This window comes from Allobosea sp. 117, from assembly GCF_000702305.1.
In the GTDB taxonomy this organism is placed as follows: Bacteria; Pseudomonadota; Alphaproteobacteria; order Rhizobiales; family Xanthobacteraceae; genus Ancylobacter.
On the sequence record NZ_JNLC01000010.1, the window covers coordinates 749,655 to 772,165 of the forward strand.

Annotated in this window: 29 protein-coding genes and 2 tRNA genes; 13 read left to right on the forward strand and 18 right to left on the reverse strand. The window is 66.9% G+C overall.

Annotated elements, in window-relative coordinates; genetic code table 11:
* The first annotated feature begins 64 nt into the window (after nt 1-64).
* Nucleotides 65-628 (forward strand): TetR/AcrR family transcriptional regulator, encoded by a 564-nt coding sequence (locus U742_RS0105575; RefSeq protein ID WP_029350867.1) that lies wholly within the window; start codon nt 65-67, stop codon nt 626-628.
* Between the two features lie 289 nt (nt 629-917).
* On the opposite strand, the gene U742_RS0105580 is transcribed toward U742_RS0105575, so the two are convergent.
* The 3 genes from U742_RS0105580 to U742_RS0105590 all read right to left on the reverse strand — a co-directional run bounded on the left by U742_RS0105580 (nt 918) and on the right by U742_RS0105590 (nt 4,034).
* A complete protein-coding gene (locus U742_RS0105580; protein WP_029350869.1) occupies nt 918-2,402 on the reverse strand; it encodes a tripartite tricarboxylate transporter permease in 1,485 nt (494 codons plus the stop codon).
* Between the two features lie 33 nt (nt 2,403-2,435).
* A complete protein-coding gene (locus tag U742_RS22450) occupies nt 2,436-2,933 on the reverse strand; it encodes a tripartite tricarboxylate transporter TctB family protein (protein WP_029350871.1) in 498 nt (165 codons plus the stop codon).
* 81 nt (nt 2,934-3,014) lie between these two features.
* Entirely contained in the window at nt 3,015-4,034 is a 1,020-nt protein-coding gene (locus tag U742_RS0105590) for an ornithine cyclodeaminase family protein (RefSeq protein ID WP_197028179.1), read from the reverse strand.
* A gap of 166 nt (nt 4,035-4,200) precedes the next feature.
* On the opposite strand from U742_RS0105590, the gene U742_RS0105595 reads away from it, so the two are divergent.
* The 4 genes from U742_RS0105595 to U742_RS0105610 all read left to right on the forward strand — a co-directional run bounded on the left by U742_RS0105595 (nt 4,201) and on the right by U742_RS0105610 (nt 8,346).
* A complete protein-coding gene (locus U742_RS0105595) occupies nt 4,201-5,013 on the forward strand; it encodes a phosphosulfolactate synthase (RefSeq protein ID WP_029350875.1) in 813 nt (270 codons plus the stop codon).
* A gap of 1 nt (nt 5,014) precedes the next feature.
* Complete coding sequence (locus U742_RS0105600) at nt 5,015-6,418, forward strand: MmgE/PrpD family protein (RefSeq protein WP_051660880.1); 1,404 nt, start codon at nt 5,015-5,017, stop codon at nt 6,416-6,418.
* A 100-nt stretch (nt 6,419-6,518) separates the two neighbouring features.
* Nucleotides 6,519-7,280, forward strand: a complete 762-nt coding sequence (locus tag U742_RS0105605; protein ID WP_051660881.1) for a GntR family transcriptional regulator — start codon at nt 6,519-6,521, stop codon at nt 7,278-7,280.
* A 91-nt stretch (nt 7,281-7,371) separates the two neighbouring features.
* Nucleotides 7,372-8,346, forward strand: a complete 975-nt coding sequence (locus tag U742_RS0105610; RefSeq protein ID WP_029350881.1) for a Bug family tripartite tricarboxylate transporter substrate binding protein — start codon at nt 7,372-7,374, stop codon at nt 8,344-8,346.
* A 50-nt stretch (nt 8,347-8,396) separates the two neighbouring features.
* Here the strand turns inward: U742_RS0105610 and U742_RS23130 are convergent, their stop codons facing one another.
* The 9 genes from U742_RS23130 to murA all read right to left on the reverse strand — a co-directional run bounded on the left by U742_RS23130 (nt 8,397) and on the right by murA (nt 14,542).
* Nucleotides 8,397-8,534, reverse strand: a complete 138-nt coding sequence (locus tag U742_RS23130) for a hypothetical protein (RefSeq protein ID WP_156034133.1) — start codon at nt 8,532-8,534, stop codon at nt 8,397-8,399.
* A 165-nt stretch (nt 8,535-8,699) separates the two neighbouring features.
* Nucleotides 8,700-8,775 (reverse strand) — tRNA-Phe (locus U742_RS0105620).
* Nucleotides 8,776-9,101: 326 nt separating this feature from the next.
* Nucleotides 9,102-9,326 carry a DNA gyrase inhibitor YacG gene (gene yacG, locus U742_RS0105625; RefSeq protein ID WP_038360452.1) on the reverse strand — a complete coding sequence of 75 codons (225 nt, stop codon included), beginning with the start codon at nt 9,324-9,326 and terminating at the stop codon, nt 9,102-9,104.
* 7 nt (nt 9,327-9,333) lie between these two features.
* Nucleotides 9,334-9,957: a Maf-like protein gene (locus U742_RS0105630; RefSeq protein WP_029350884.1), complete on the reverse strand. Its 624-nt coding sequence runs from the start codon at nt 9,955-9,957 to the stop codon at nt 9,334-9,336.
* A gap of 114 nt (nt 9,958-10,071) precedes the next feature.
* Nucleotides 10,072-10,545, reverse strand: a complete 474-nt coding sequence (locus tag U742_RS0105635; RefSeq protein WP_029350886.1) for an arsenate-mycothiol transferase ArsC — start codon at nt 10,543-10,545, stop codon at nt 10,072-10,074.
* A gap of 1 nt (nt 10,546) precedes the next feature.
* Nucleotides 10,547-11,053 carry a UPF0262 family protein gene (locus U742_RS0105640; protein ID WP_029350888.1) on the reverse strand — a complete coding sequence of 169 codons (507 nt, stop codon included), beginning with the start codon at nt 11,051-11,053 and terminating at the stop codon, nt 10,547-10,549.
* 9 nt (nt 11,054-11,062) lie between these two features.
* On the reverse strand, nt 11,063-12,355 hold the full coding sequence (gene hisD, locus U742_RS0105645; protein ID WP_029350890.1) for a histidinol dehydrogenase: 1,293 nt from the start codon (nt 12,353-12,355) through the stop codon (nt 11,063-11,065).
* A gap of 246 nt (nt 12,356-12,601) precedes the next feature.
* Nucleotides 12,602-13,075 carry a DUF2948 family protein gene (locus tag U742_RS0105650; RefSeq protein WP_029350892.1) on the reverse strand — a complete coding sequence of 158 codons (474 nt, stop codon included), beginning with the start codon at nt 13,073-13,075 and terminating at the stop codon, nt 12,602-12,604.
* 177 nt (nt 13,076-13,252) lie between these two features.
* Nucleotides 13,253-14,542, reverse strand: coding sequence for a UDP-N-acetylglucosamine 1-carboxyvinyltransferase (gene murA, locus U742_RS0105655; protein ID WP_029350894.1), 1,290 nt, complete (start codon nt 14,540-14,542; stop codon nt 13,253-13,255).
* On the opposite strand from murA, the gene U742_RS23135 reads away from it, so the two are divergent.
* From U742_RS23135 to U742_RS0105675, 4 genes are all read left to right on the forward strand, one after another.
* The gene (locus tag U742_RS23135; RefSeq protein WP_156034134.1) at nt 14,541-14,702 is read left to right on the forward strand and encodes a hypothetical protein; all 162 of its coding nucleotides are present in this window, start codon (nt 14,541-14,543) and stop codon (nt 14,700-14,702) included. The two genes, murA and U742_RS23135, sit on opposite strands and share 2 nt — an antisense overlap.
* 422 nt (nt 14,703-15,124) lie before the next feature.
* Nucleotides 15,125-15,199 (forward strand) — tRNA-Thr (locus tag U742_RS0105665).
* A gap of 191 nt (nt 15,200-15,390) precedes the next feature.
* Nucleotides 15,391-15,630 carry a hypothetical protein gene (locus tag U742_RS0105670; protein WP_156034135.1) on the forward strand — a complete coding sequence of 80 codons (240 nt, stop codon included), beginning with the start codon at nt 15,391-15,393 and terminating at the stop codon, nt 15,628-15,630.
* A 101-nt stretch (nt 15,631-15,731) separates the two neighbouring features.
* Nucleotides 15,732-16,022, forward strand: coding sequence for a hypothetical protein (locus U742_RS0105675; protein ID WP_156034136.1), 291 nt, complete (start codon nt 15,732-15,734; stop codon nt 16,020-16,022).
* Nucleotides 16,023-16,097: 75 nt separating this feature from the next.
* Here U742_RS0105675 and U742_RS0105680 read toward each other — a convergent pair whose 3' ends face one another.
* The 5 genes from U742_RS0105680 to U742_RS0105700 all read right to left on the reverse strand — a co-directional run bounded on the left by U742_RS0105680 (nt 16,098) and on the right by U742_RS0105700 (nt 18,708).
* Nucleotides 16,098-16,298 (reverse strand): hypothetical protein, encoded by a 201-nt coding sequence (locus U742_RS0105680; RefSeq protein WP_029350900.1) that lies wholly within the window; start codon nt 16,296-16,298, stop codon nt 16,098-16,100.
* A 104-nt stretch (nt 16,299-16,402) separates the two neighbouring features.
* Nucleotides 16,403-16,612 (reverse strand): cold-shock protein, encoded by a 210-nt coding sequence (locus U742_RS0105685; protein WP_029350902.1) that lies wholly within the window; start codon nt 16,610-16,612, stop codon nt 16,403-16,405.
* Between the two features lie 189 nt (nt 16,613-16,801).
* Complete coding sequence (gene rpsU, locus U742_RS22835) at nt 16,802-17,056, reverse strand: 30S ribosomal protein S21 (RefSeq protein WP_197028203.1); 255 nt, start codon at nt 17,054-17,056, stop codon at nt 16,802-16,804.
* Nucleotides 17,057-17,519: 463 nt separating this feature from the next.
* A complete protein-coding gene (locus tag U742_RS0105695) occupies nt 17,520-18,155 on the reverse strand; it encodes an NrsF family protein (protein ID WP_029350906.1) in 636 nt (211 codons plus the stop codon).
* Entirely contained in the window at nt 18,142-18,708 is a 567-nt protein-coding gene (locus U742_RS0105700) for a sigma-70 family RNA polymerase sigma factor (protein ID WP_029350908.1), read from the reverse strand. The genes U742_RS0105695 and U742_RS0105700 overlap by 14 nt, the downstream gene beginning before the upstream one ends.
* Before the next feature lie 225 nt (nt 18,709-18,933).
* Between U742_RS0105700 and U742_RS0105705 the strand changes: the two genes are divergently transcribed.
* The 4 genes from U742_RS0105705 to U742_RS0105720 all read left to right on the forward strand — a co-directional run bounded on the left by U742_RS0105705 (nt 18,934) and on the right by U742_RS0105720 (nt 21,414).
* Complete coding sequence (locus U742_RS0105705) at nt 18,934-19,215, forward strand: BufA1 family periplasmic bufferin-type metallophore (RefSeq protein ID WP_029350910.1); 282 nt, start codon at nt 18,934-18,936, stop codon at nt 19,213-19,215.
* Between the two features lie 72 nt (nt 19,216-19,287).
* Complete coding sequence (locus U742_RS0105710; RefSeq protein ID WP_029350912.1) at nt 19,288-20,142, forward strand: MNIO family bufferin maturase; 855 nt, start codon at nt 19,288-19,290, stop codon at nt 20,140-20,142.
* An 8-nt stretch (nt 20,143-20,150) separates the two neighbouring features.
* Nucleotides 20,151-20,927 carry an HvfC/BufC N-terminal domain-containing protein gene (locus tag U742_RS0105715; RefSeq protein ID WP_029350914.1) on the forward strand — a complete coding sequence of 259 codons (777 nt, stop codon included), beginning with the start codon at nt 20,151-20,153 and terminating at the stop codon, nt 20,925-20,927.
* Nucleotides 20,920-21,414: a DoxX family protein gene (locus U742_RS0105720; RefSeq protein ID WP_038360457.1), complete on the forward strand. Its 495-nt coding sequence runs from the start codon at nt 20,920-20,922 to the stop codon at nt 21,412-21,414. The genes U742_RS0105715 and U742_RS0105720 overlap by 8 nt, the downstream gene beginning before the upstream one ends.
* Before the next feature lie 41 nt (nt 21,415-21,455).
* Here U742_RS0105720 and U742_RS0105725 read toward each other — a convergent pair whose 3' ends face one another.
* Entirely contained in the window at nt 21,456-22,448 is a 993-nt protein-coding gene (locus U742_RS0105725; RefSeq protein ID WP_029350918.1) for a Dyp-type peroxidase, read from the reverse strand.
* Nucleotides 22,449-22,511: the final 63 nt, after the last annotated feature.

A 22,511-nucleotide genomic window follows, 5' to 3' on the forward strand; every position in this document is an offset into this window, starting at 1 on the left:
TTCCCAAGGCGAGCGTCAACGTCTATCTGTCACTTGGTAGGCAATTATGGAGTGAAGGTCGGCAATGGGCTCAAACGTGAGAGAAGACATTCTGACGGCTGCAAAGCGTGCGGCGCAGGCGCATGGCTACAGCGGCCTGAACTTCCGGGAGCTCGCGGCCGAGGTCGGCATCAAGGGCGCGAGCATCCACTACCATTTCCCGACGAAGGCCGCCCTCGGCGCGGCCGTAGCCAAGCGCTATTGGGAAGACTCGGAGACCGTTCTGGAGGAGCTGTGGAACGGCGGGGCGGATCCCGTCCGCGCCCTTGCGGAGTATCCGAACACGTTCCGCCGGTCGCTGGAAAACGGCAACCGAATCTGCCTGTGCAGCTTCATGTCCGCCGAGCACGACGACCTGCCGGATCCGGTGAAGCAGGAGGTGTCAAACTTCGCCGAGATCAATGTGGCATGGCTGGCAAAGGTTCTGTCGGTGACGACCGACATGGAAGCAACCGCGTGCGAGCGACGTGCCCGCGCCATATTCGCGGCCGTTGCCGGCGCCCAGCTCATGGCCCGCAGCCGTTCGGACGTCTCCGTGTTCGACGCGCTGATCGAAGGCTATCGCGAGGTGGGTCTACTGCCAGTTTAACGCAGCCGCCGAGGACGCGGCAGTTACACGTGCAACACTACACGGCCGTGTAAGGCCAGGGCACCCCGTCACGGGGCTCCGCTAGCACTCACCTTCGAGCAGCATCGAACGTCCGCTCCTGGGAGTGTCCTTTGCGTGATCGAACGGCCTCTAGGGGGTCGGCAGCAGAACGGCGGCCATCTGCACAGCGGCAGCCAAGACCAGCCAGTCCGCTCTCGGTCCCCTCTCGGACGCTTGACTCGCATCATCAACCTACTCGGAAGCGGCCCTTCTAATGCCCGCAAAGGGGTCAAAAGTGGACGCTTGATCTGGTCTCGCGAATAAATGACGTCACCAACATCAGTAATGCCAGAGCCAGCAGCGTTGCACTCAGCGGATCGTGCAGGAAAATGATGGGGTCGCCGCCTCCCATCAGCAGCGAGCGCCGGTAATTGGCTTCGATCATAGGTCCGAGCACCGCGCCGAGCACCATCGGCAGCAAGGGGAAGCTGAGTGCTCGGAGGATGAAGCCGAGCGCGCCGATGCCAAGCACCAGACCGAGGTCGAAGGTGCTGTTGTTGACCGAATAGACGCCCGACATGATCAGGATGAAGATGCCGCCCTGCAGATAGGGCTTGGGCTGGTTCACCAGCCAGATAATCGGCGACAGCAGGATCACGCCGAGCACCAGCATCGCGAAATTGGCGACGAAGAGCCCGCCGAACAGTCCATAAACGACCTCCGGGTGGCGCGCGAACAGCAGCGGCCCCGGCTGCAGGCCGTGGATCAGCAGTGCGCCGAGCAGCACCGCCGTCGAGTTCGAGCCGGGGATGCCGAAGCTCAACGTCGGGATCAGTGCGGTCGAGGCGACCACGTTGTTCGCCGTCTCCGGCGCGATGACGCCTTCCTCCGAGCCATGCCCGAACTTCTCCGGTTCCTTCGACCAGCGTCTGGCCTCGTTGTACGACATGAAGGAAGCGATGGAGCCACCGCCGCCGGGCGTCAGACCCTCGATGAGGCCGAGTACCCAGGCGATCACCTGCGGCACCCGCAGCCGCCACAGCGTCTTTAGGCTCGGCAGCACAAGTCGGGTCGAGCGTCGCGCCTCGGGAGCGGCGGCCATATCAGGCTGGCCGGCCTGCATCATCTGTTCGCTGAGTGCGAAAAGGCCCATCATGATCAGGATGATGCTGATGCCCTCCAGCAGGTCGGCCTGTCCATAGATGAAGCGTCCAATGCCGGAAATCGGATCGGTGCCGATGGTGGCGATCATCAGGCCGAGAATGCCGGCGATGACGCCCTTGACCATCGCGCCCGAGGATACGGACGCCACCACGCTGATGCCGAGAATGCCCAGCGCGGCGTAGGCCGGCGGGGTGAACAGCAACGCAAGCTGGGCGACGGTCTCGGTGGCGGTGGCCAGAACGACGAGCCCGACCAGCCCTCCAATGGTGCCGCCGACCAGCGACAGGCCGAGCGCTTCGCCGCTGCGCCCCTGCCGGTGCATTTCGTAGCCGTCGAACACGGTGGCCGCCGCCGAACCCGAGGCCGGCGTCCGGATCAGGATCGCGGGGATCGATCCGCCATATTCCGCCCCGACATAGACCGAGGCCAGCAGCACCATGGCGGTCGAGGGATTGAGATCGAACGTGAACGGCAGAAGCAGCGCCATCGCGATCGAGGTGCTGATGCCTGGCAGCGAGCCGCCCATCATGCCCCAGAGGCAGCCGGCGAAGGCCGCGAAGATGATGGAGGGGGAAACCATCGCCTCCAGCACATAGAGAAAGTCCTGCATGCTGCGCTCCGAAAGCGTGTATCGCCGCCGCGTCTAGCGACCGAAGAGATCCGGCCAGATGCCCTGCGGCATCGGCACGCCGAGCAGCTTCTGGAAGAGGAGGTAGAAGATCACAGCGCCGGCTATGGCGAAGGCCAGCAAACGCAGGGAGGGGCGGCGCCCGTAATACATGCCGATCGTGGTGAGCGCTGCCGCCACCGCGACCGGATAGCCCGCCCATGGCAGCACCAGAACGAAGCCCGCTCCGATGCACCAGAAGCCGACAGCCCGGAGAATCTCGGTCCGGCTCGGAAGGTCGTCACGCTTCTGCTGCCGGATTCTCGGGCTGGCGAGGATCGACTGGAGGATCAGCAGGCAAGACATGAAGCCGAGAGCCACTCCCAGCAGCTTCGGTAGGCCATCCGCACCAATCGAGCCGCCCAGCGCGCTGCGCGGGAGCGCGTCAGCCTGCAGCCAGTAGACAATGGCCAGACAGAGCAGGACGAGGCCTGCCCAGCCTTCGACGCCGATAATGGCCAGTCGGCTTCGCATGGTGAGACTCCTCTCGTCTGGTGCCGGTGGGGAGACTGCTGTCGGACGCGCGTGACCACACGCGCGCATCTGCTGACAGGATCAGGGGTGTACGGTTTCGGTGAACCACTCGCCGGGCAGCTCACGTCCGGCTCCGGCCGCGCGCGCCTTGGCGTAGAGGACCGCGCCCGTCGCCGCGAACTGGTAGCCCACGCCGTGATAGTTCAGGAAACAGGTGATCTCGTCGGGGCGGCTGCGGCCCGGCACCTTGCCGGCGACGAGTTCGGCCAGCGAAGGAGCGCGGGCGAGCGCCGCGAGCTCGGGATCGGTGACGATTTCCTTGGTGCCTTCCCGATATTCGACACCTTTCGCGATCACCAGGTGATCGCTGCCCATGTTGTCGGGGTCATGGATGATGACCCGATCGACCGCCTTCAACACCTCGGGCGGCAGCTCCCGATCGCGGATCGAGCCGACATGCATGCCCGGCTCCAGCCATTCCCGGCGCAGCACCGGCTGCAGGCTGTTGGTCGCGCACAGTACCACGTCGGCCCCCTTGACCGCCGCTTCGGGCGAAGCGGCCGGCACCACGCGGACGCCGAGCTGCGCCGTCATTTCCTGCGCGAAGCGGGATCGGCTCTCGGGATTGGGGCTGTAGCAGCGGATCTCATCGAGCGGCCGGGCCACCGCCACCGCCATCGCCTGCGCGCCCGCCTGCCATCCCGTGCCGATGATCGCCGCGACCCGCGCATCCTCGCGCGCGAGGTGCCGAACCGCGAGGCCGCTTGCGCCCCCGACCCGGAAGCGCTGGACCACGCCGTCCGGAAAGATCGCCAACGGCTCTCCCGTCTCCGTGCTGAACAGCAGGACCAACCCGACCCAGCGCTCGCCCGGTGCCGCCGGCACCTTCACCTTGCGCCGCTTACCGTCGGTTTCGGGAAAGGTGAGGATGTCGGAGTTCAGCCGCAGCGAACCAATGCCGAGGCTCGGCACCACTCCGCCCACGAGCTTTAGGCAATAGACCGCGTCCGGCCGCACCGTCCGCGTCAGCATGTCGGAACGACGGCCGTTGAGCGCCGCGCCCTCCGCAGCGTCGCGATAGGCGGTGGCGAGCGCATCCATGCACTCGCGCATCGATAGAAGGCGCTCCGCGTCTTCGTTGGACAAGACAAGCAAGCCGTTTCCTCCCGTTGGGTGAGCACCTTACGGCACTCCGTGGCGTCTCTTGCGTCACTAATCTATCTTATATAAGATATGAGTTAGTCGACAAGCCCTCTCGGGGAGAGAAATGCCCAACAAGAAGAACCCGCCGGCCTCAGTGGCGGCCGACCCTTTTGCTTTTTCCTTCATACGCATGGCGCCCCGTCCTGCCCGGCCGCGCGAAAGCGGGCTGACGATCATCGGAGACCGGGGCGTTGGCCTCGCCCGAACCGCCGATCTCATTGAATCGGCCGGCGATCACATCGACTTCTTCAAGTTCGGGATGGGCACCTATCGGGTGATGCGACCGGACTTCATCCGCCGCAAAGTGGCGATGCTGAAGGAGGCAGGCATCCGCGTCTTCTTCGCCGGCGACATCACCGAGGCCGCGTTCATGCAGGGTGTTTCGAAGCGCTTCTACGCCGAGGTGAAGGCATTCGGGGCCGATGCCGTGGAGGTATCGAGCGCGCAGGTGGCGATGCCGCTCGAGGACAAGTGCCGTCTCATCGGCATGGCGCGCGACGCCGGCCTCGAGGTCGTGGCCGAAGCCGGCCAGAAGGGCGCCGAGGACTGGACCAGGAGCGTCGCCTACATCGCCCGCCAGATCGAGGCCTATCAGAAGGCCGGCGCCTGGAAGGTGCTGGTGCAGGCCGACGGCATCAGCGAGGACGTCGAGACAAGCCGCTGGGATGTCATCCTCAACATCGCCGCGCGCTTCGACATCAAGGATCTGATCTTCCAGGCCAAGGATAGCGCCGCCCAGAAATGGTACGTCGGGACGCTCGGCAATGCCGTGAACCTCGACGTGGAGGACCATCAGGTCATCGAACTCGAACTCGCCCGCCGCGGTATCCGCGGACGTCATATTTTCGGCCTCGTCGGCAGCCTGGAGACCAACTGACATGTCACACGCCACAGCAACCGACGAGGCCGTCGGCTTCCAGGGCACCGCGCTCGCCGAGGAGATCTCCGCCGTCCTGACGCGCCTCACGCTCGCCGACATCGCGCCGAAGGCCCAGGACACGGCGATCAACGACCTGATCGACATGACCGGCCTGTGTGTGGCCGCCCGCAACACCGACTACATCCGCTCGCTGATGGAGGGCTGGGACGGCGAAGGCGAATGCACCGCCATAGGTCACGCCCGCCCGCTCGACGCCGCCGGCGCGGCGCTGATCAACGGTACTGCGACCCACGGCGAGGATTTCGACGACACGCTCGAAGGCGCCCCGATCCGTGTCGGCGCCATGGTGCTGCCCGCCGTGCTTGCCGCCACTGAGCGCTTCCATCGCTCCGGCGAGGACGCGCTGCGCGGCATGATCGCCGGCATGGAGATGGTCTGCCGGTTCAACCACGTGGTGCCGGGCGCCATCCACAAGGCCGGCTTCCACCCCGTCGGCATCATCGGCGCGCTCGGTGCGACCGCCGGTGCCGGCGTCGCGCTTGGCCTCGACGCCCGTCAGCTCACCCTCGCCTTCGGCATATCCGGGAGCTTCGCCTCCGGCATCGGCGAATTCCTGACCGAGGGCGCCTGGACCAAGCGCATCCATCCGGGATGGGCTGCGCAGTCCGGCTACCGTGCCGCATTGCTCGGCCGGTCCGGCTATTTCGGCCCGCGCACCGTCTTCGAGGGCGCCCGCAACATATTCCGGGTCTTCGGTCGCGACGCCAAGCCGAACTACGAACCGCTCCTCAAGGGCCTCGGCGAGGAGTGGCTAATGGAGAAGATCGCCTTCAAGCCCTATGCCTGCGGAACGATGATCCACCCGTTCATCGACTGCATGATTCGCTTCCGCAAGGAAGGCATCGCGCCGGAACGCATCGTCTCGATCGAATGCGAGACCGGCGAAGGGCTCGTCGACCGGCTCTGGGAGCCGCTGGCGGCGAAGCACCGCCCGCCCTCGGGCTACGCGGCGAAGTTCAGCATGCCCTTCTGCATGGCGGTCGCCTATTTCGACGGGGACGCCGGACTTGAGCAGTTTACCGACGCCAAGGCGAAGGACCCGCGCATTCTCGCGCTGGCGCGCAAGATCCGCTACGTCATCGACCCGAACAACGAATACCCGCGCAACTACAGCGGCCACGTCAAGGCGACGCTGGACGACGGCAGCGTCGTCGAATACCGGCAGCCGCATTTCCGCGGCGGCGCCCGCGAACCGCTGACGCGCGACGAACTCATCGCCAAGGCGCGCGGCAACGTCGCCTATGGCGGGCTCTCGCCGCAGTTCGCCGAAAGCCTGCTTGGTTTCTGTCTCGACCTGCCGCGCTGTCCCGACATGGGTCTGCTCGGTCAGTTCCGCGTCTGACCTTCGCCTCCGGGACGTCGAAACAACTCCAGTGACGGTGTGTGATGCTATGACAGAATCGCTTGGTCGAATCTGACCGCAGAGGAATGTTGGACGCGGTATGAGCCAGCACGCATCCCAGAACCGCCCGGGCGCACTCCTTCCGGAGTCGATGCCGCTCTATGTGCAGATCAAGAATCTGCTGATCGCGCGCGTCATCAAGGGCGAATGGGGACCGGGCGAGCTGCTGCCCAGCGAGATGCGCCTTGCGGCCGAATACGGTGTGCATCAGGGCACCGTCCGCAAGGCGCTGGACGAGATGGCCGCGCAGAATCTGGTCGTGCGCCAGCAGGGCAAGGGCACGTTCGTCAACGCGTCCTCCATGCGGCACAGCACCTACCACTTCTTCCGCGTGCTGCCGAAGGCCGGTGGCTCGATGGAGGCGCCGACCACCGAATTCGTGTCTGTCGAGACGGTGCCGGCGACCGCGGTTGAGCATGACCGCCTGAACATGCCGGACGAGCAGCGCGACGTGGTGCGTTCGGTGCGCGTGCGACGCTTCGCAGGCGTGCCGAAGATCATCGAACGGGTTTCGCAGCCTGCCTATCTGTTTCCGGGGCTGGCGGAGCTGTATCGGGAGCTGCAGCCCGAGACGACATATGGCCTGATCGAACGCCGCTACCGCGTGCTGGTGGTCAAGGTTGTTGAGCGCTTGACGGCCGTAGCCGCGTCGGCAGACGACGCTGCTCTTCTCGAGATTGCCGCCGGCACACCGATGCTGGAGATCGACCGTATCGCCGAGGCCATCGACGGCCAGTTCGTCGAATGGCGCGTGAGCCGCTGCCTAACGGACGCTCACGAATATGTTGTCGAACTGACCTGACGCAGGCGCAAACCTTCTTGATACGAACTCATGAAATCTATCTTATATAAGATATAAATCGCGAGAAACGCGAACACCCTGGGAGAGAGACATGCCATCGAAGATCGCATTGGGATTTGTCGCGTCGCTCGCGCTGCTGTGCGCGGGAAGCGCGTCCGCACAGACCAACAAATACGACTATCCCGTCACCACGGTGACCCTGACCACGCATTCGAAGCCCGGCTCGGGCTCCGACCTGTTCCTGCGCAAGCTCAGCAAGGCGCTGAGCAAGGAGATGGGCATCAATTTCGTCGTCGACTACTGGGCCGGCGGCAGTGGAGCCAAGGCGATGGCGCAGCTCGCAAAGGCGAAACCGGACGGATCGGTCTTCTACGCCACCACGCCGACCCACGTCACCACATCGCTGCTCAGCGCACCGCCGGTCACCTACAAGGACATCGACTATGCGGTGAACGTCTTCTTCGATCCGGAGATCATCTATGCGCTGTCGAACAGCCCCTTCAGCACGATGAAGGACGCCGTGGCGTGGTCTAAGGCCAACCCCGGCAAGGCAAGGTGGGGCGGCTCGACGGCCGGCTCGCTCGAGCGCCAGATCCTGGAGCGGATCAACAGCGCGAGCGATGCAAAGGCTACGGTCATCCCGCAGGACGACGGCGCCGCGCTGCTGATCAACGTGCTCGGCGGCAGCGTCGATCTCGGTGTCGGCGAGCTGCAGGAGCTCAACAGCTATATCGAGGCCGGCAAGGTGAAGGTGCTCGGCGTCTATTATCCGGACCGCCTCGCCGCCCTGCCGAACGCGACGACGATCCAGGAACAGGGGCTCGACAAGGACGTAATCCGCAAGTTCCGCGGCCTCGCCGCGCCCAAGGGCGTGCCGCCCGCGACCATCGCCAAGCTCGAAAAAGCCGTGCAGGCCATCCTCGCCGACCCCGAATTCAAGAAGGAGTACGAGGCCGACGCGCTGGTGGCAGGTTATATGAGCCAGGCGGACTATCGCGCCTTCATGGCGAACTTCGTCAAGGAGCAGGAAGGATTCCTGAAGCAGTTCGGCGTGACGCAGAACTGATTGGTCTCGGCATCTGGCTGGACGGCGCCAGCCGGGTGCCCTTCTATTCCCTAGCGGTTGAACGTCTCGAACGTATGGATGGCCGTGAGCGCGTAGTCGATGGTGTCGGGGGAATAACCCCCGCTGTCCGCCAGCCAGATCCGGTAGCGGTGCTTCAGGCGTTCGTTTCCAGCATTGTGGTTCGTCATGGGGCAGCCTCGCCCGTGAAAGCACTGTTAGCGGGGGAGGGGGCAGGCATTCTAATCGGCCGGATACCAACGCCCCTCGCTGGACGGCACTGGATAGGGAAGCACCCGAAAGCCCTGCGGTTGCTGGCTTTCTCGGGTCATCTCGGACTGTGTTGGATGGGGAAATGGTGCCCAGGGGCGGAATCGAACCACCGACACTGCGATTTTCAGTCGCATGCTCTACCAACTGAGCTACCTGGGCGTAGCCGGCAACGGCGCAAGGCCGTGCGGAGCGGGCGGTTTATAGAGTCTCGATCCCCCCATGTCCATATGGCGACGGCGGGAATTTGCCGGCTTTCCCCTGCCGCGCGGCAGGGACGGATGCGCGGGCGATCCGGCCAATGCGATACGTGTTGGCCCGATCAGCATGCTCGGGCGCGCCTGCCGGCGGCCACGCCGGCCCGTCGATGATTCCATCCTTCGAGGCGGCCTGCGGCGGGGCCCGCCACGACCTCTCGTCAGGAAGAAGACGGGCGACACCCGAAATACCGGCGCGGGCTGCGGCGTCCGCGCAACCGCCGGCCGCGCTCACCGCTCCTTCGGCGCGTCCGGGGCGAGAGGGGCGGCGTCGTCCTCGTCGTCCTCCTCGCTCGCCGGAATGGCGTAGGCGCCGCTCAGCCAGCGGTGCAGGTCAACATCGGCGCAGCGGCTGGAGCAGAACGGCTTGTAGGTCTCCACCGCCGGCTTGCCGCAGATCGGGCAGGCGGTGCCGGGCAGAGGCTTTCCGGGGGATGTGTCTCGTGGCGTCTTCATCGCTCCCTCATCTGGGGTTGCCCCAGTGGAAATGCACGGGGTAGCCCTCGCCGGAGAGCAGCGCCACGGTCTCGGTCAGCGGCAGGCCGACCACATTGGTGTAGGAGCCGACCAGCTTCACCACGAAGCAGCCGGCGAGGCCCTGTATGGCATAGCCGCCCGCCTTGCCGCGCCACTCGCCGGAAGCGAGATAAGCGCGCATGTCCTCGCTTGAGAGGCGCTTGAAGCGCAGGCGGCTCTCCACGAGGCGGGTGCGCACGGCGCCCTTGGGGGTCACCAGCGCGATGCCGGTATAGACGCGATGGGCGCGGCCCGAGAGCAGGCGCAGACAGTCCGCCGCCTCCTCGGAGAGCTCGGGCTTGGGCAGGATGCGGCGGCCGACCGCCACCACCGTGTCGGCGGCCAGGAGATAGGCGCCGGCATGCTCGCCGGCCTTCTCGCAGCGGGCCTTGGCGGCCTCGGCCTTCTGGCGGGCGAGGCGCAGCGCCAGCCGACGGGGCAACTCGCCGCGCTCCGGGGTCTCGTCGATTTCCGCGGGCAGCAGCGCATCGGGCTCGAGGCCGGCCTGCGCCAGCAGGGCAAGCCGGCGCGGGGAACCCGAGGCCAGCACCAGGGTAGGGCGGCCGCTCAACTCTCAAAACTCCATGTCAGGCCGGCAGCAAGGCGGCAGGGAAGCGGCGCGCACGCTACTTGAAAGCTTTGCTCCTGTGAACGCCGAAGCGCCCGAATGGCGGGTTCTCGAATGTCACCCCGCACGAAACCGCGCGCGGATGCGCATCTCCAGCTCGTCGCGCACCGCGCGGTAGGCGTCGAGCTGCTGGTTGCGGTTGCCGGTGACGAGGGTCGGGTCGGTGGTCGGCCAGTATTCGACGGCGATGGCGTTGGTGCGCGTCAGCTCCAGCGCGCGGTGATGCGCGTCGGGGGAGAGCGAGATGACGAGATCGAAGGCGAGGCCCTCGTTCTCCTCCAGCTCCTCCAGCGTCTGCGGGCGGTGACGGTGGATGTCGAGACCGATCTCCTCCAGCACCACCTGCACGAAGGGATCGATCTCGCCCTTCATCACCCCGGCCGAGCCGACATAGAGCGAGCGGCCGAACAGGTGGCGGGCGAGCGCCGCCGCCATGGCGGAGCGCACCACGTTCTGCCCGCACATGAAGAGCACGGATTGGGGGCGCCTTCCCGGCGCGGCCGGCAGCTCGGTCGCGGGCGCCGCGCTCATCTCACCCTTTCCAGTGGAGCGCGCATACGAGGGTGAAGAGCCGGCGCGCGGTGCCGAAGTCGAGCGCGATCTTGTCCTTCAGCCGCTCGCGCAAGAGCTCGGAGCCCTCGTTGTGCAGGCCGCGCCGGCCCATGTCGATGGCCTCGATCTGCGAGGGCGTGGCGGTGCGGATGGCGGCGTAGTAGCTCTCGCAGACGAGGAAATAGTCCTTCACCACGCGGCGCAGCGGAGTGAGCGAGAGATAATGCGAGACCACCGGCGCGCCGCCCGGCCGCGTGACCTCGAGCACCAGCCGCCCGTCGGCGAGGCCGATGCCGAGCGCGTAGGGGCCGGGCTCCGGATCGCCGTGCGGACGGAAGCTGTTCTCCTCGAGCAGGTCGTAAATGGCGATCGCGCGCTCATGCTCGACGTCGCGGCCGGCATGGCCGATGGAAGCCTCGTCGAGCGTCACCGCCACCAGGCGGCGCGTCGCGGCATGCGGATCGTCCCTGGCCGGATCTTCGCTCATCGCCGGGTGTCACAGGTTGAGCCGCACGGCGACCGAACGGGCATGGGCATCGAGCCCCTCCGCCGTGCCGAGCGCGATGGCGGCCGGAGCGAGCGCGCGAAGCTGCTCCGGCCCGCATTTCAGGATCGAGGTGCGCTTCATGAAGTCGAGCACGCCGAGGCCCGACGAGAAGCGGGCCGAGCGCGCGGTCGGCAGCACGTGGTTCGAGCCGCCGACATAGTCGCCGATCGCCTCCGGCGTGTAGGGGCCGAGGAAGATCGCCCCGGCGTGGCGCACTTTGGCCCCGAGCGCCTCGGCATCGGCGCAGAGGATTTCCAGATGCTCGGGCGCGATGCGGTCGGCCAGCGCCGGCGCCTCGTCGAGCGAGGCCAGCAGGATGACGGCGCCATAGTCGCGCCAACTTGCGGCGGCGATGGCCTCGCGCGGCAGGATCGCAAGCTGGCGCTCCACCGCCGCGGTCACGGCGTCGGCGAGAGCCGCGTCGTCGGTCATCAGGATGGACTGGGCGGCGGTGTCGTGCTCGGCCTGGGCGAGAAGGTCGGCGGCGATCCAGTCCGGATTCTGCTCGCCATCGGCGATCACCAGCACCTCGGAGGGGCCGGCCACCATGTCGATCCCGACCGCGCCGAACACCTGCCGCTTGGCGGCGGCGACATAGGCGTTGCCCGGCCCGACGATCTTCGCCACCGGCGCGATGGTCTGCGTGCCATAGGCGAGCGCGGCGACCGCCTGCGCGCCGCCGACGCGGTAGACCTCGTTCACCCCGGCGAGCCGCGCCGCCGCCAGCACCAGTGGGTTGATGACGCCGTCCGGCGCCGGCACCACCATGGCGAGGCGCGGAACCCCCGCGACCTTGGCCGGCACGGCGTTCATCAGCACCGAGGAGGGATAGGCGGCGGTGCCGCCCGGCACATAGAGCCCGACAGCGTCGACCGCCGTCCAGCGATGGCCGAGCTCGACGCCGAGCGGGTCGGTGTAGCGGCCGCTCTCGGGAAGCTGGCGGGCGTGATGGGAGCGGATGCGCTCGTGGGCGAATTTGAGGGCGTCGAGCGTCGCCGGCTCGGCCTGCGCCAGCGCCGCGTCGATCTCGGCCTCGGTCACGCGGATGCCGAGCGTGGCGAGGTCGACCCGGTCGAAGCGGGCGGAAAGCTCGATCAGCGCGGCGTCGCCGAGCGCGCGCACATCCTCGATGATGCGGGCCACCACCTCGGCGACATCCGCCGAGACCTCGCGCTTGGTGCCGAGAAACGCCGCGAAGGCGGCGGCGAAGTCCGGCGAGCGGGTATCGAGACGAAGCGGCATGCGAAAGTCCTGCTGGCGGCGTCGGTCGCGGCCGACTTTGGTCGGAGATATCCGACCCGCGTCCTATCGCAACCGCCGCCGCTTATGACAAGAGCGGTGGGCGCGCGCGGCGGGCGCTCCCGGCCCGATCGACATCGCCGCACCATGTCGTGCCCGGGCTTGCCCCGGCCATTCATGTCTTATCATGGTCCCGGAAAGGCGTGTGCCCGGCCCATGGCCGGGCATGACCGAAGTTCGGTGAAATGATCACTCGGCCGCGTCGTGGCAGGGCGTGCCCTTGGCGTCCCAGGCGGGACCGAGATCCTCGAAGCCGATCTCCATGCACTCCACCGAGAGCTCCACCTCGCCGCCGCCGGAGAACAGGAAAGTGAGCTTGCCGGAGGGCGCGTCGGTGGCGGTGAAGTTGAGCGCCAGCAGGTTCAGCACCGCCGTCTTGTCGGCAAGGTCGATGCCGCGCAGCCGGGCGCCGAGCACCCGCTCGATATGCATGCCGGCGCGGCGGCGCACGCAGGGATTCTTGCCGTTCGGGCCGGTGATGTTCCGGCCCTCGGCTTCCGCCTTGACCGCCGCCTCCCAGTCGAAACGGTTCGCCAGCAGGGCGAAGCGCCGCTCGCGCGGCAGATAGGCCATCTCGCCGACCGTCACCACCGCATCCTGCAGGTGCGCGGACAGTATCGCGAGATCCTCCTCGTCGAGGGCGATGAGTTTCAGGCAGCCCATGACACAAGCCTCCGACGGTCGGCACCCTCCAAGGGTGCAGGCCAGCTCAATTCACAGATGACTAGAGTGCGATTCACCCTTCCCGCGCAAGCGTGAAGCCTGCGCGCAGCGAACGACTCCAGCCGTTCCCTGCGCAGATGGGATACCTCCGTCCGAAAGCAAGGGCGCGGCGGCGCTTCAGCCCGCCAGACGCTCGATCTGCGCGCCGCAGCGCGAGAGCTTCTCCTCCAGCCGCTCGAAGCCGCGGTCGAGGTGGTAGACGCGGTGGATCATGCTCTCGCCTTCCGCGGCGAGGGCGCCGATTACCAGCGAGACCGAGGCGCGCAGGTCGGTCGCCATCACCGGCGCGCCGGTGAGCCGCTCGACGCCCTCGATGGTCGCGGTGTCGCCGTCGAGATGGATCCTCGCGCCGAGGCGGGCGAGCTCCTGCACATGCATGAAGCGGTTCTCGAAGATCGTCTCGGTGATCTGCGATGTGCCGCGGGCGCGCGTCGTCAGCGCCATGAGCTGCGCCTGCAGGTCGGTCGGGAAGCCGGGGAAGGGCTCGGTCGTCACGGTCACCGGAGCGATGCCGGCGCCGTTGCGCTTCACCCTCAGCCCCTCGTTGGAGACGGTGATCTCCGCCCCCGCCTCGCGCAGCGTGTCGAGCGCGGATTCGAGCAGGTCGGCGCGGGCGCCGGAGAGCATCACCTCGCCCCCCGTCATGGCGACCGCCATCGCATAGGTGCCGGTCTCGATGCGGTCGGGCAGCACGGCATGGCGGGCCCCGCGCAGGCGCGGCACGCCGACGATGCGGATGGTAGCGCTGCCCTGGCCCTCGATACGCCCGCCCATCGCGTTGATGCAGTCGGCGACGTCGACGATCTCAGGTTCGCGGGCGGCGTTCTCGATGATGGTCTCGCCATCGGCGAGGCTTGCCGCCATGATCGCGGTGTGGGTGGCGCCGACCGAGACCTTCGGGAAGACGATGCGACCGCCCTTCAACCCCTTCGGCGCGCGGGCGATGACATAGCCCGCGTCGATCTCGATCTCGGCGCCGAGCGCGCGCAGCGCGTCGAGATGGAAGTCGACCGGCCGGGTACCGATGGCGCAGCCGCCTGGCAGCGAGACCTTCGCCTCGCCCATGCGCGCGACCAGCGGGCCGATCACCCAGAAGCTCGCGCGCATTTTGGAGACCAACTCGTAGGGCGCGGTGGTGTCGACGATGACGCGGGCGTCGATCTCCAGCGTCTGGCCGGCATAGGCGTCGTCGCCGCGGCGCTTGCCGTTCACCGTGATGTCGATGCCGTGATTGCCGAGGATGCGCTGCAACTGGGCGACGTCGGCGAGGCGCGGCACGTTCTCGAGGACCAGCTTCTCCTCGGTGAGCAGGCCGGCGATCATCAGCGGCAGGGCGGCGTTCTTGGCGCCGGAAATCGGGATGGTGCCTTCGAGCGGATTGCCGCCGACGATGCGGATGCGGTCCATGATGCTCAACGCCTCCTTGGGGCAGCAGGTCCCGGACGGCGGGACCATGGGGCAGACGGGCCGTCCGCGCACCGTCACGGGTTCCCTCGGCCGGTGGCACGTCGCCAGCGTCGGCGATTCGTCGCGGCTGCGCACGAAATCATTCGTCTATCGCTTGTGAGCCGGCGGCACAATGCGACCGGCGGTGGAGTCCGGCGGGTTCCCGGCCTCGGGTGTCGTCGCGGCAACAGGCACGGTATTCGCCTCCGGCGGGGCAGCGGGCGCCGGGTCCGGGCGGTCGGCAGGTCGGCTATCGGAGCGACGCTCCTTTGCCTGCGCCTTGCGGCGGCGCAGATTCTCGCGCAACGCCGCTGCCAGCCGCGCGGCTCTTTCGTCGGCGTTGCCCGGATCAGCCGCCATGTTGCCTTGAAACCCCGTCGTCCCAAACCCGCTGCCGCGCAGGCTTAAGACCGGTTACCGCCGACGGCAAGCGCGAGCCCGGCGGCTCCCGAGCGACGACGTCGAGGCGCGGCGGGCTTGCGCCGGCCGGCCCGCTGTGGCAAAGGACGCCGCGCTTCAGCGAGCAACGCTCCGAAGCCCGACGCTGCGGTAGCTCAGTGGTAGAGCACTCCCTTGGTAAGGGAGAGGTCGAGAGTTCAATCCTCTCTCGCAGCACCATCCCATGTCTTGGAAATCGCTAGTTATAGGGGTTGGGGCCTCCCCACGACGATCGGTTTGCCTCGCGCGTCTTCCTCGACATGTGCCACGGGTCGATCGGAAGGTGGCGTTATTCGGAAGCGCCGCGCTGTGGCGCGGCGGTAAGTTGTTAGGCATCGTCCCGCCCGTCCCTTGGTGCTATGCTCTTGCTCATGAAACCGAGCGTCGAAGAAATTGCTCGTGTGATCTGTGCTGGGGACCTGCGCGAAGCCGGTGTCCCGACGGATATTCTGGCCGATGCGGTCGAACGCCTCTGGCCGGTCGTCGCTGCCCGCATCGGCCAGGGTGACAGCGCCGGTTTCGCCTCGCTGCCGACCGACCTCAAGCAGCGCGAGCATGAATATGCTCGGCTCACGGGGCCCAAGCTCGAAGCGGAAAATAATCATTTCTGATTGGACGTTAGATGGAACGCCCACGGCCCGACGGCGTTTAGCCAGATCGGTGCGTGCCTTGGGGCGAGGGTGCGCCCTTTGCCGAGGCTCGGGTTCGTGTCATGCGTATGGTCGCCATGCTCGCGGGGAACGGGTGGCTGCATCCCCGCGGGTCGATAGCCTATACCGTCAAATATCGGCTTGAAATCTCGCGCCGCCTTACCGGCCCGCTGGCGGGCGAGGTCGTCGGCCGCGGCACGGTGGATGCCGAGAGCTATGCCCTTGCCGATGCGCGGCGGGCAGGGCGCGCGACGCTGACGATCGCGAACGGCGACAGCTTCGCGGTGGATGTCTCCGGCGATGCGTCGCGCAGTGCCGACATTACCGTGGTCGGCCGGATATCGGGATTTTGAGGGGGGCGGATCACGCCCCCGCCATGGCTCGGCACGAAGGGCGTGGGAGGCCCCGGCGCGGGAGGCGTGGCGGCGTTACTTGCGTGAGAGACTAGGCTTGGCGGGGGCAGCCGTTTCCTTCGCGAGGCGGGCTTCCCGTAGGCGAGCCGTCTTGGCATCGCGCAGAGCGGCGTCGTGATCGATGATCGCCTTCGCAGCCCGGTAGATGGCGTCCGTCTTGTTCTCCGCCGGCTTGGCCTTCGGCTTGAACAGCGTCTCTCGTGTCATCTTGGGCATGTGCGTATCCCTCAAAACGAAAAAGGCCGGGTTGCCCCGACCTCTCCCAATCGCCTCAACGGCCAGTGCCAGTACATCCGTGGTCAAAGACCGGAGGCAATAATTCACACCGCCTGAAGGCTGCCGGCGGACGACTTGCCGGAGCGGCGGTCAGTCTCGACCTCGTAGGAGATCTTCTGACCGTCACGCAGGCCGGTGAGGCCGGCGCGTTCCACGGCCGAGATGTGCACGAACACATCCTGTCCGCCGGTGTCCGGCTGAATGAAGCCGAAGCCCTTCTGGGAGTTGAACCACTTTACAGTTCCCGTCGCCATTGCGATTTCCTTTCGTATAGACGCAGGTTCTCATTGCTCACCCAAAAGAGTGAGCTCCAAGATCGATAATGAGAGGAATTTCGCAGGCGCCGAGCGCAAAACAAAGTTCAACGTGCAAGATCGATCCAGAGAAATTAGGCTGCCATTGTGTTTATTGCAAGGCTGAAACAGCCTTACCTTTCAAAGCACCTATTTCGGGCGGGTTCCTTTCGCGTCAACAGCGCGTTTTTTCGGCGCCGGCAGCAGGCCTTCACGCTGTGCCTGCTTGCGGGCCGCCTTGCGAGCCCTGCGGACCGCTTCCGCCGCTTCGCGTATCCGCCGTTCCGAGGGCTTCTCGTAGGCGCGGCGGGCCTTCATTTCACGGAACACACCCTCACGCTGCAGCTTCCTTTTCAGCGCGCGAAGGGCCTGATCGACGTTGTTCTCTCGAACGAGTACCTGCAATTCGTCTCCTGACATGCGCTCTCATTCGGTGAGAGCAATGCGGCCGGCCAGGTTGGCGGGCCTGAGGACCACACCCTAGCGAGAATGGCCTCTGAGAACAAATCCCGACCGGCGGCTCACGCTTCATGTACAACTTGAAATGGGTTGTGAGCACCGGCCGGGTCCGTGTTATCGTGCGATTCATGGACGAAATCGAAGGTCGCGCCCGAGCGATATGCGAGATCGGACTTCAGGCGAGCGGGGTCACCGCTGGCTCTGAGCTGAGGGCTGCCGTGGATCGGTACTGGCCGGTTTTTGCGGTTGAATTGAAAGCCGGCGTGATCAATCTGGATCGCCGCCCCTCTCTCGCAAATCTTGAGACCGCCCTCACGGCCTATCGGGCCTGGGAAGCGCGGAGAGCGTGAACCGGCCCTGGCCACCTCGGCCATCCACAACGGCCAGGCGAGGCGCGGAGGGTTCAGGCTCACCACCGCAGCAGGCGGCGCCCGATCAGGTAGCCAAGGCTCGCGACGATCAGGATGCCGAGCGTGTACCAGGTGGCGACGAAGAGCGGGCTGTCGTCCGGGCAGTGCCACGCATAGAGCGCGCCGCCGATGGCGCCGGCCGCCAGTCCGGCGGCTGCCCCGGCCAGCCCCGGATCACGCGGAGCTCCCTCGCGCATTGCCCACAGGATGCCGAGCAGGGGAGCGAGCGACAGCACCGGGATGAAGAAGACGCAGAAGGCCGCGTGCGCGCCCTCCCAGCTCGCCGCCCACGCCTCCTCTGGCAGCACGGCGAGCTCGACGGCCACGGCGGCTACCAGAGACGCGAGCGGCAGCAACAGCAGCAGGGCCGGCCGGCGCGCTGAGGCGTCGGGACGGCCGATACGTGCCGCCAGCAGCGTCGCGACCCCGGCCAGCAGCAGCGTGAAGCCGATCTTGAACAGCACGCGCGCGGTCTCGAACACGCTGACGAGATTGTGGCGCAGCCCGACGGTGCCGATCAGCAGAACCGCCGAGATCACCACGCCGACCACCAGCGCCACCGCAAGCGCCTGGCCGAGACGCCGGCGCACCGGAGCGTCCACGCTCAGCAGGCTGATCAGCTCATCGGTCTTCACGCACGTCACTCCGATAGAGGGCGGCGAGCGCCTTCAGCGCCCGATGGAGGGCGACCCGCACGGCGCCCTCGCTCATCTTCAACCGCTCGGCGGTTTCCTTCACGCCGGCACCTTCCAGCGATATGGCACGCACGATATCGCGCTGCGGCGGCTTGAGCCGGTCGACGAGCTGCTCGGCGTCGAGCCTGTCGGTCGCGTCGGTGCGCTCGTCGGCCGCCAATATCTCCATCACGTCCTCGATCGGCACGCTCCCATGCCGTCCGCGCCGGCGCAGCGTGTCGATGAGCTTGTTGCGCACAATGGCGGACAGCCACGGACCTATCGGGCGGGACATGTCCCATGTGCCGCGCTTCAGGTGCACCGCGAGCAACACCTCCTGCACTATGTCCTCCGCGTCGCTGGCGGGCGCGCCCATTTCCCTGCATCGGCGGACCGCCAGAAGGCGAAGCTGGGGCGTCACTCCGGTCAGGAACCGATGATAGGCCTGAGTGTCGCCGTCCATCGCGCGGCGCATCCACTCAGACCATTGCTGTTCGCGACGCTGGCGATCCACCCGATGAAACCCTCTACGCGGACGCGCACGACTTTGTTACAGCACCGCCGCAAATATATGTCGGATCGCGCAGAACATTCATGGCCGGTCTTTTTCCGCCCCGCATCCTCCGCCGGCAAGAGCTGCCGCTGAAATTTCTCGCCGGCGCCCTGTAACGTTTCCCAGCCCGTCTCCGTACCCCGACGTGCCAGCCGCTTCCAGGCTGGCATCAACGGAGACCTTCCCATGAAGAACAGCGTCATCACGCTCGCGCTGGCCGGTTCGCTCGCCTCGGCGCTCGCCACCATCGCTGCGCCCGCCGCTCACGCGCAGGAAAAGGAGAAGTGCTACGGCGTCGCCATGAAAGGGCAGAACGACTGCGCCGCCGGGCCGGGTACTACCTGCGCCGGCACGTCCAAGGTGGACTACCAGAAGAACGCCTGGAAGCTGGTGCCCGCCGGCACCTGCGAGAAGATGAAGACGCCGGGCGGCTTCGGCTCGCTCAAGCAGGGGCCGGCGCCGACCTGATCGCGCGGCACGCATGTGGGCGGCACGCATGGCCGTGCCGCCCGCCAATCCCGGTCGTCGCGGAGACACGTCATGAACCCATCGCATCTGCCGCGCCGTGCCGGCGTCGGCTTCAAGCCCGAGCATTTCACGGCCATCGATCAGGCGCGCCAGCCCGTCGGCTTCTTCGAGGTCCACGCCGAGAACTATATGGGCGCGGGCGGGCCGCCGCACGCGCAACTCTCGCGCCTGAGGGCCGACTATGCGCTCTCGATCCACGGCGTCGGCCTGTCGATCGGCGCGATGCAGCCGCTGGACCGCGACCACCTCGCGCGGCTCCGGGCGCTCTGCGGGCGCTACGAGCCCGAGAGCTTCTCCGAACATCTCGCATGGTCCAGCCACGACACGGTGTTCCTGAACGACCTGCTGCCGCTGCCCTATACCGGGCAGACGCTCGCCCGCGTCGCCGAGCATGTCGACGAGGTGCAGACGGCGCTCGGGCGCCAGATGCTGCTGGAGAACCCGGCGACCTATCTCCTCTTCGAGGAAAGCACGATCGAGGAGACGGACTTCCTCGCCGAGGTGGCCCGGCGCACAGGCTGCGGGCTGCTGCTCGACGTCAACAACGTGTTCGTCGCCGCCACCAACCATCGCCTCGATCCGAGGGCCTATCTCGCCCGCTTCCCGCTGGAGCGGGTGCGCGAAATCCACCTGAGCGGCCATTCCGAGACCGTGGACGACCATGGGGCGCCACTGCTGATCGACAGCCACGACACGCCGGTGAAGGACCCCGTCTGGGCGCTCTACGAGACGGTGATCGAACGTACCGGCCCTGTCGCCACGCTGATCGAATGGGACAATGACGTGCCCGACTGGCCTGTGCTGCGGGCGGAGGCGGAGGCTGCCGAAGCCCTGTTGCAGCGTGCCGCCTCGCGACGAGCGGCGTGAGCACCGCCATGTCGATGCTCACCCAAGCCGGTTTCGCCGCCGCCCTGCGGGACGGCGCGTCGCCCACTCCCCGCGGCCTTGCCGCCTGGAACGGACCGCGACCGGACCGCCGCTTCGCGGTCTACCGCAACAACGTCGCCATCGGCCTTCGGCAGGCGCTCGCTTCACGCTATCCCGCCACCGAGCGCATCGTCGGCGAGGCGTTCTTCGCCGCGATGGCCGATGCCTATGTGGTGGAACATCCGCCGCGCTCGCCGGTGCTGCTCGCCTACGGAGAGGACTTCGCGGCGTTCGTGGCCGGCTTCGAGCCGGCCCGGGAGCTCGCCTATCTGCCTGATGTCGCGCGGCTGGAAGCGGCGCGCGGCAGGGCTTATCACGCCGCCGACGTGATTCCGCTCGAACCGGCGAAGCTGGCCGGCATCGCCCCCGATCTGCTGGGCGCGACCACGCTCCTTCCGCACCCCTCCATGAGCGTGCTGCGCTCGCCCCACCCCGTGGTGACGATCTGGGCGATGAACGCGGGAGAGGCCGAACCCGAACCGATTCTCGATTGGAATGGCGAGGATGCCCTCGTGGTGCGTCCACGCATGACCGTCGAGGTGCATCGGCTCGGCCCCGGCGGCGCGACGTTCCTCACGACGCTCGCGCAGGGCGCGACGCTGGGCGAGGCAATGCTCGCCGCGGCTGCGGACGATGACAACTTCGACCTCGCCGCCAATCTCGCTTTGGTGCTCGCCAGCGGCGCCTTCACCGCCATCCGTTCACCGGGAGGCCACCATGACTGAGAACGTCACCTTCGCCGACGCACGCCCCTCGCTTCAGGGCCGTATCCTGTCGCTGTACGGGCTGCTCGACCGCATCCCCCACGACCTGATCGCGCTTCTCGCCCGCGTCTCCATCGCCGCCGTGTTCTGGCAGTCCGGCCAGACCAAGGTCGAGGGCTGGCACGTCACCGACAATGCGATCTACCTGTTCGAGAACGAGTACCGCCTGCCGCTGATCGACCCATGGTGGGGCGCGCATCTCGCCGCCCTGGCCGAGCACCTGTTTCCGGTGCTGCTCGTCATCGGCCTCGCAAGCCGCCTGTCGGCGCTGGCGTTGCTCGGCATGACGCTGGTAATCGAGATCTTCGTCTATCCCGACGCCTGGCCGACCCACGGCACATGGGCAGCCTGTCTCCTCCTCATCGTCGCGCGTGGACCGGGGCGGATGTCGCTGGATCACCTGATCGACAGACGCAGCCATTGCCCGACACGGGATGGGCGGCGTTGATGCAGGCGATGCGCGGGACGCTGTCGCGCGCCCCTCATGTGTCAGGCGGCTGAAGGCGCGGACGTGTCCGAGGTCGCGGCCTGCACGAGCGCCTCCAGCGTCGGGCGGGAGGGAGCGAAGAAGGTGGCGCCGGTGTGCGGGGTCGAGAAGTCCAGCAGCCTGTCATAGGCACCCGGCGGGTCGCCCACATACATGCGCTGCAGCATCTTCTCGATCACCCACAGATAGCGGCAATAGCCGATGAAGTAGGTGCCGAACTCCTGATGGCCCGGTCGCCCGAAGGGCATATTGTCCCGCAGGATGTCGTGTTCGACCCCGGCATCGTCCACGATGGTGGCCAGGGACTTGTGGGACTTGCGCGGCGCCGCGTCGTCGTCGATCTCGATGTTGTCGACCTTGGTGCGCCCGATGATGGCTTCCTGGGTGGGCGTGGGAACCCGCTTCCACGCATCGAGATCGTGAAGATATTTCTGCACGACGACATAGCTGCCACCCGCGAAGTCGGGATCTTCGTCGCCGACAAGCGAGGATGCGGGCAGATCGAAGCCGCTCGGGTTCGCCGTGCCGTCGACGAAGCCCAGCAGGTCGCGTGCGTCGAAATAGCGGAAGCCCGAAACCTCGTCCACGACGGTGACGCTGGTGCCGAGGCTGTCGAGCAGCAGGCGCTCCAGCTCAAAGCACATGTCCGGGCGCTCGGCACGGATATGGAAGAGCAGGTCGCCCGGCGTGGCCGGCGCTGAATGGACAGGCCCCGTGATCGGCGCGAATGGCCTCAATTCCAGCGGTCGCGGGTTGAACCTGAGGCGATCCCACAGGTCGCGGCCGATTCCGACGATGCAGGACAGGCGGCCGGCGAGGTCGCGAAACCCGACGGTCTTGACGAGGTCGTCGAGGCCGTCGAGCGCCGAGCAGACTTTGGCGAGATCACCCTGCTCGTTTCCGACGGTGACCACGAGGAAGATGGCGGCTCGCGACAGCGGCGCATCGATGCTCTGCGCCTCGATCGGTACCCTGTCCCAGCTCTTGCCCGCCATCCCGAGTCCCCTGTTTCTCAGAATGGTTATAAGCGGCACAGGTGCGGCCGATCCAGTAGGCAC

Coding starts and splice junctions, on each gene's coding strand:
- U742_RS0105575 (WP_029350867.1), top strand. CDS start 65: ATGGGCTCAAACGTGAGAGAAGACATTCTGACGGCTGCAAAGCGTGCG.
- U742_RS0105580 (WP_029350869.1), bottom strand. CDS start 2,402: ATGCAGGACTTTCTCTATGTGCTGGAGGCGATGGTTTCCCCCTCCATC.
- U742_RS22450 (WP_029350871.1), bottom strand. CDS start 2,933: ATGCGAAGCCGACTGGCCATTATCGGCGTCGAAGGCTGGGCAGGCCTC.
- U742_RS0105590 (WP_197028179.1), bottom strand. CDS start 4,034: ATGGATGCGCTCGCCACCGCCTATCGCGACGCTGCGGAGGGCGCGGCG.
- U742_RS0105595 (WP_029350875.1), top strand. CDS start 4,201: ATGCCCAACAAGAAGAACCCGCCGGCCTCAGTGGCGGCCGACCCTTTT.
- U742_RS0105600 (WP_051660880.1), top strand. CDS start 5,015: ATGTCACACGCCACAGCAACCGACGAGGCCGTCGGCTTCCAGGGCACC.
- U742_RS0105605 (WP_051660881.1), top strand. CDS start 6,519: ATGAGCCAGCACGCATCCCAGAACCGCCCGGGCGCACTCCTTCCGGAG.
- U742_RS0105610 (WP_029350881.1), top strand. CDS start 7,372: ATGCCATCGAAGATCGCATTGGGATTTGTCGCGTCGCTCGCGCTGCTG.
- U742_RS23130 (WP_156034133.1), bottom strand. CDS start 8,534: ATGACGAACCACAATGCTGGAAACGAACGCCTGAAGCACCGCTACCGG.
- yacG (WP_038360452.1), bottom strand. CDS start 9,326: ATGAAGACGCCACGAGACACATCCCCCGGAAAGCCTCTGCCCGGCACC.
- U742_RS0105635 (WP_029350886.1), bottom strand. CDS start 10,545: ATGAGCGCGGCGCCCGCGACCGAGCTGCCGGCCGCGCCGGGAAGGCGC.
- U742_RS0105640 (WP_029350888.1), bottom strand. CDS start 11,053: ATGAGCGAAGATCCGGCCAGGGACGATCCGCATGCCGCGACGCGCCGC.
- hisD (WP_029350890.1), bottom strand. CDS start 12,355: ATGCCGCTTCGTCTCGATACCCGCTCGCCGGACTTCGCCGCCGCCTTC.
- U742_RS0105650 (WP_029350892.1), bottom strand. CDS start 13,075: ATGGGCTGCCTGAAACTCATCGCCCTCGACGAGGAGGATCTCGCGATA.
- U742_RS23135 (WP_156034134.1), top strand. CDS start 14,541: ATGATGCTCAACGCCTCCTTGGGGCAGCAGGTCCCGGACGGCGGGACC.
- murA (WP_029350894.1), bottom strand. CDS start 14,542: ATGGACCGCATCCGCATCGTCGGCGGCAATCCGCTCGAAGGCACCATC.
- U742_RS0105670 (WP_156034135.1), top strand. CDS start 15,391: ATGAAACCGAGCGTCGAAGAAATTGCTCGTGTGATCTGTGCTGGGGAC.
- U742_RS0105675 (WP_156034136.1), top strand. CDS start 15,732: ATGCGTATGGTCGCCATGCTCGCGGGGAACGGGTGGCTGCATCCCCGC.
- U742_RS0105680 (WP_029350900.1), bottom strand. CDS start 16,298: ATGCCCAAGATGACACGAGAGACGCTGTTCAAGCCGAAGGCCAAGCCG.
- U742_RS0105685 (WP_029350902.1), bottom strand. CDS start 16,612: ATGGCGACGGGAACTGTAAAGTGGTTCAACTCCCAGAAGGGCTTCGGC.
- U742_RS0105705 (WP_029350910.1), top strand. CDS start 18,934: ATGAAGAACAGCGTCATCACGCTCGCGCTGGCCGGTTCGCTCGCCTCG.
- U742_RS0105710 (WP_029350912.1), top strand. CDS start 19,288: ATGAACCCATCGCATCTGCCGCGCCGTGCCGGCGTCGGCTTCAAGCCC.
- U742_RS0105715 (WP_029350914.1), top strand. CDS start 20,151: ATGTCGATGCTCACCCAAGCCGGTTTCGCCGCCGCCCTGCGGGACGGC.
- U742_RS0105720 (WP_038360457.1), top strand. CDS start 20,920: ATGACTGAGAACGTCACCTTCGCCGACGCACGCCCCTCGCTTCAGGGC.
- U742_RS0105725 (WP_029350918.1), bottom strand. CDS start 22,448: ATGGCGGGCAAGAGCTGGGACAGGGTACCGATCGAGGCGCAGAGCATC.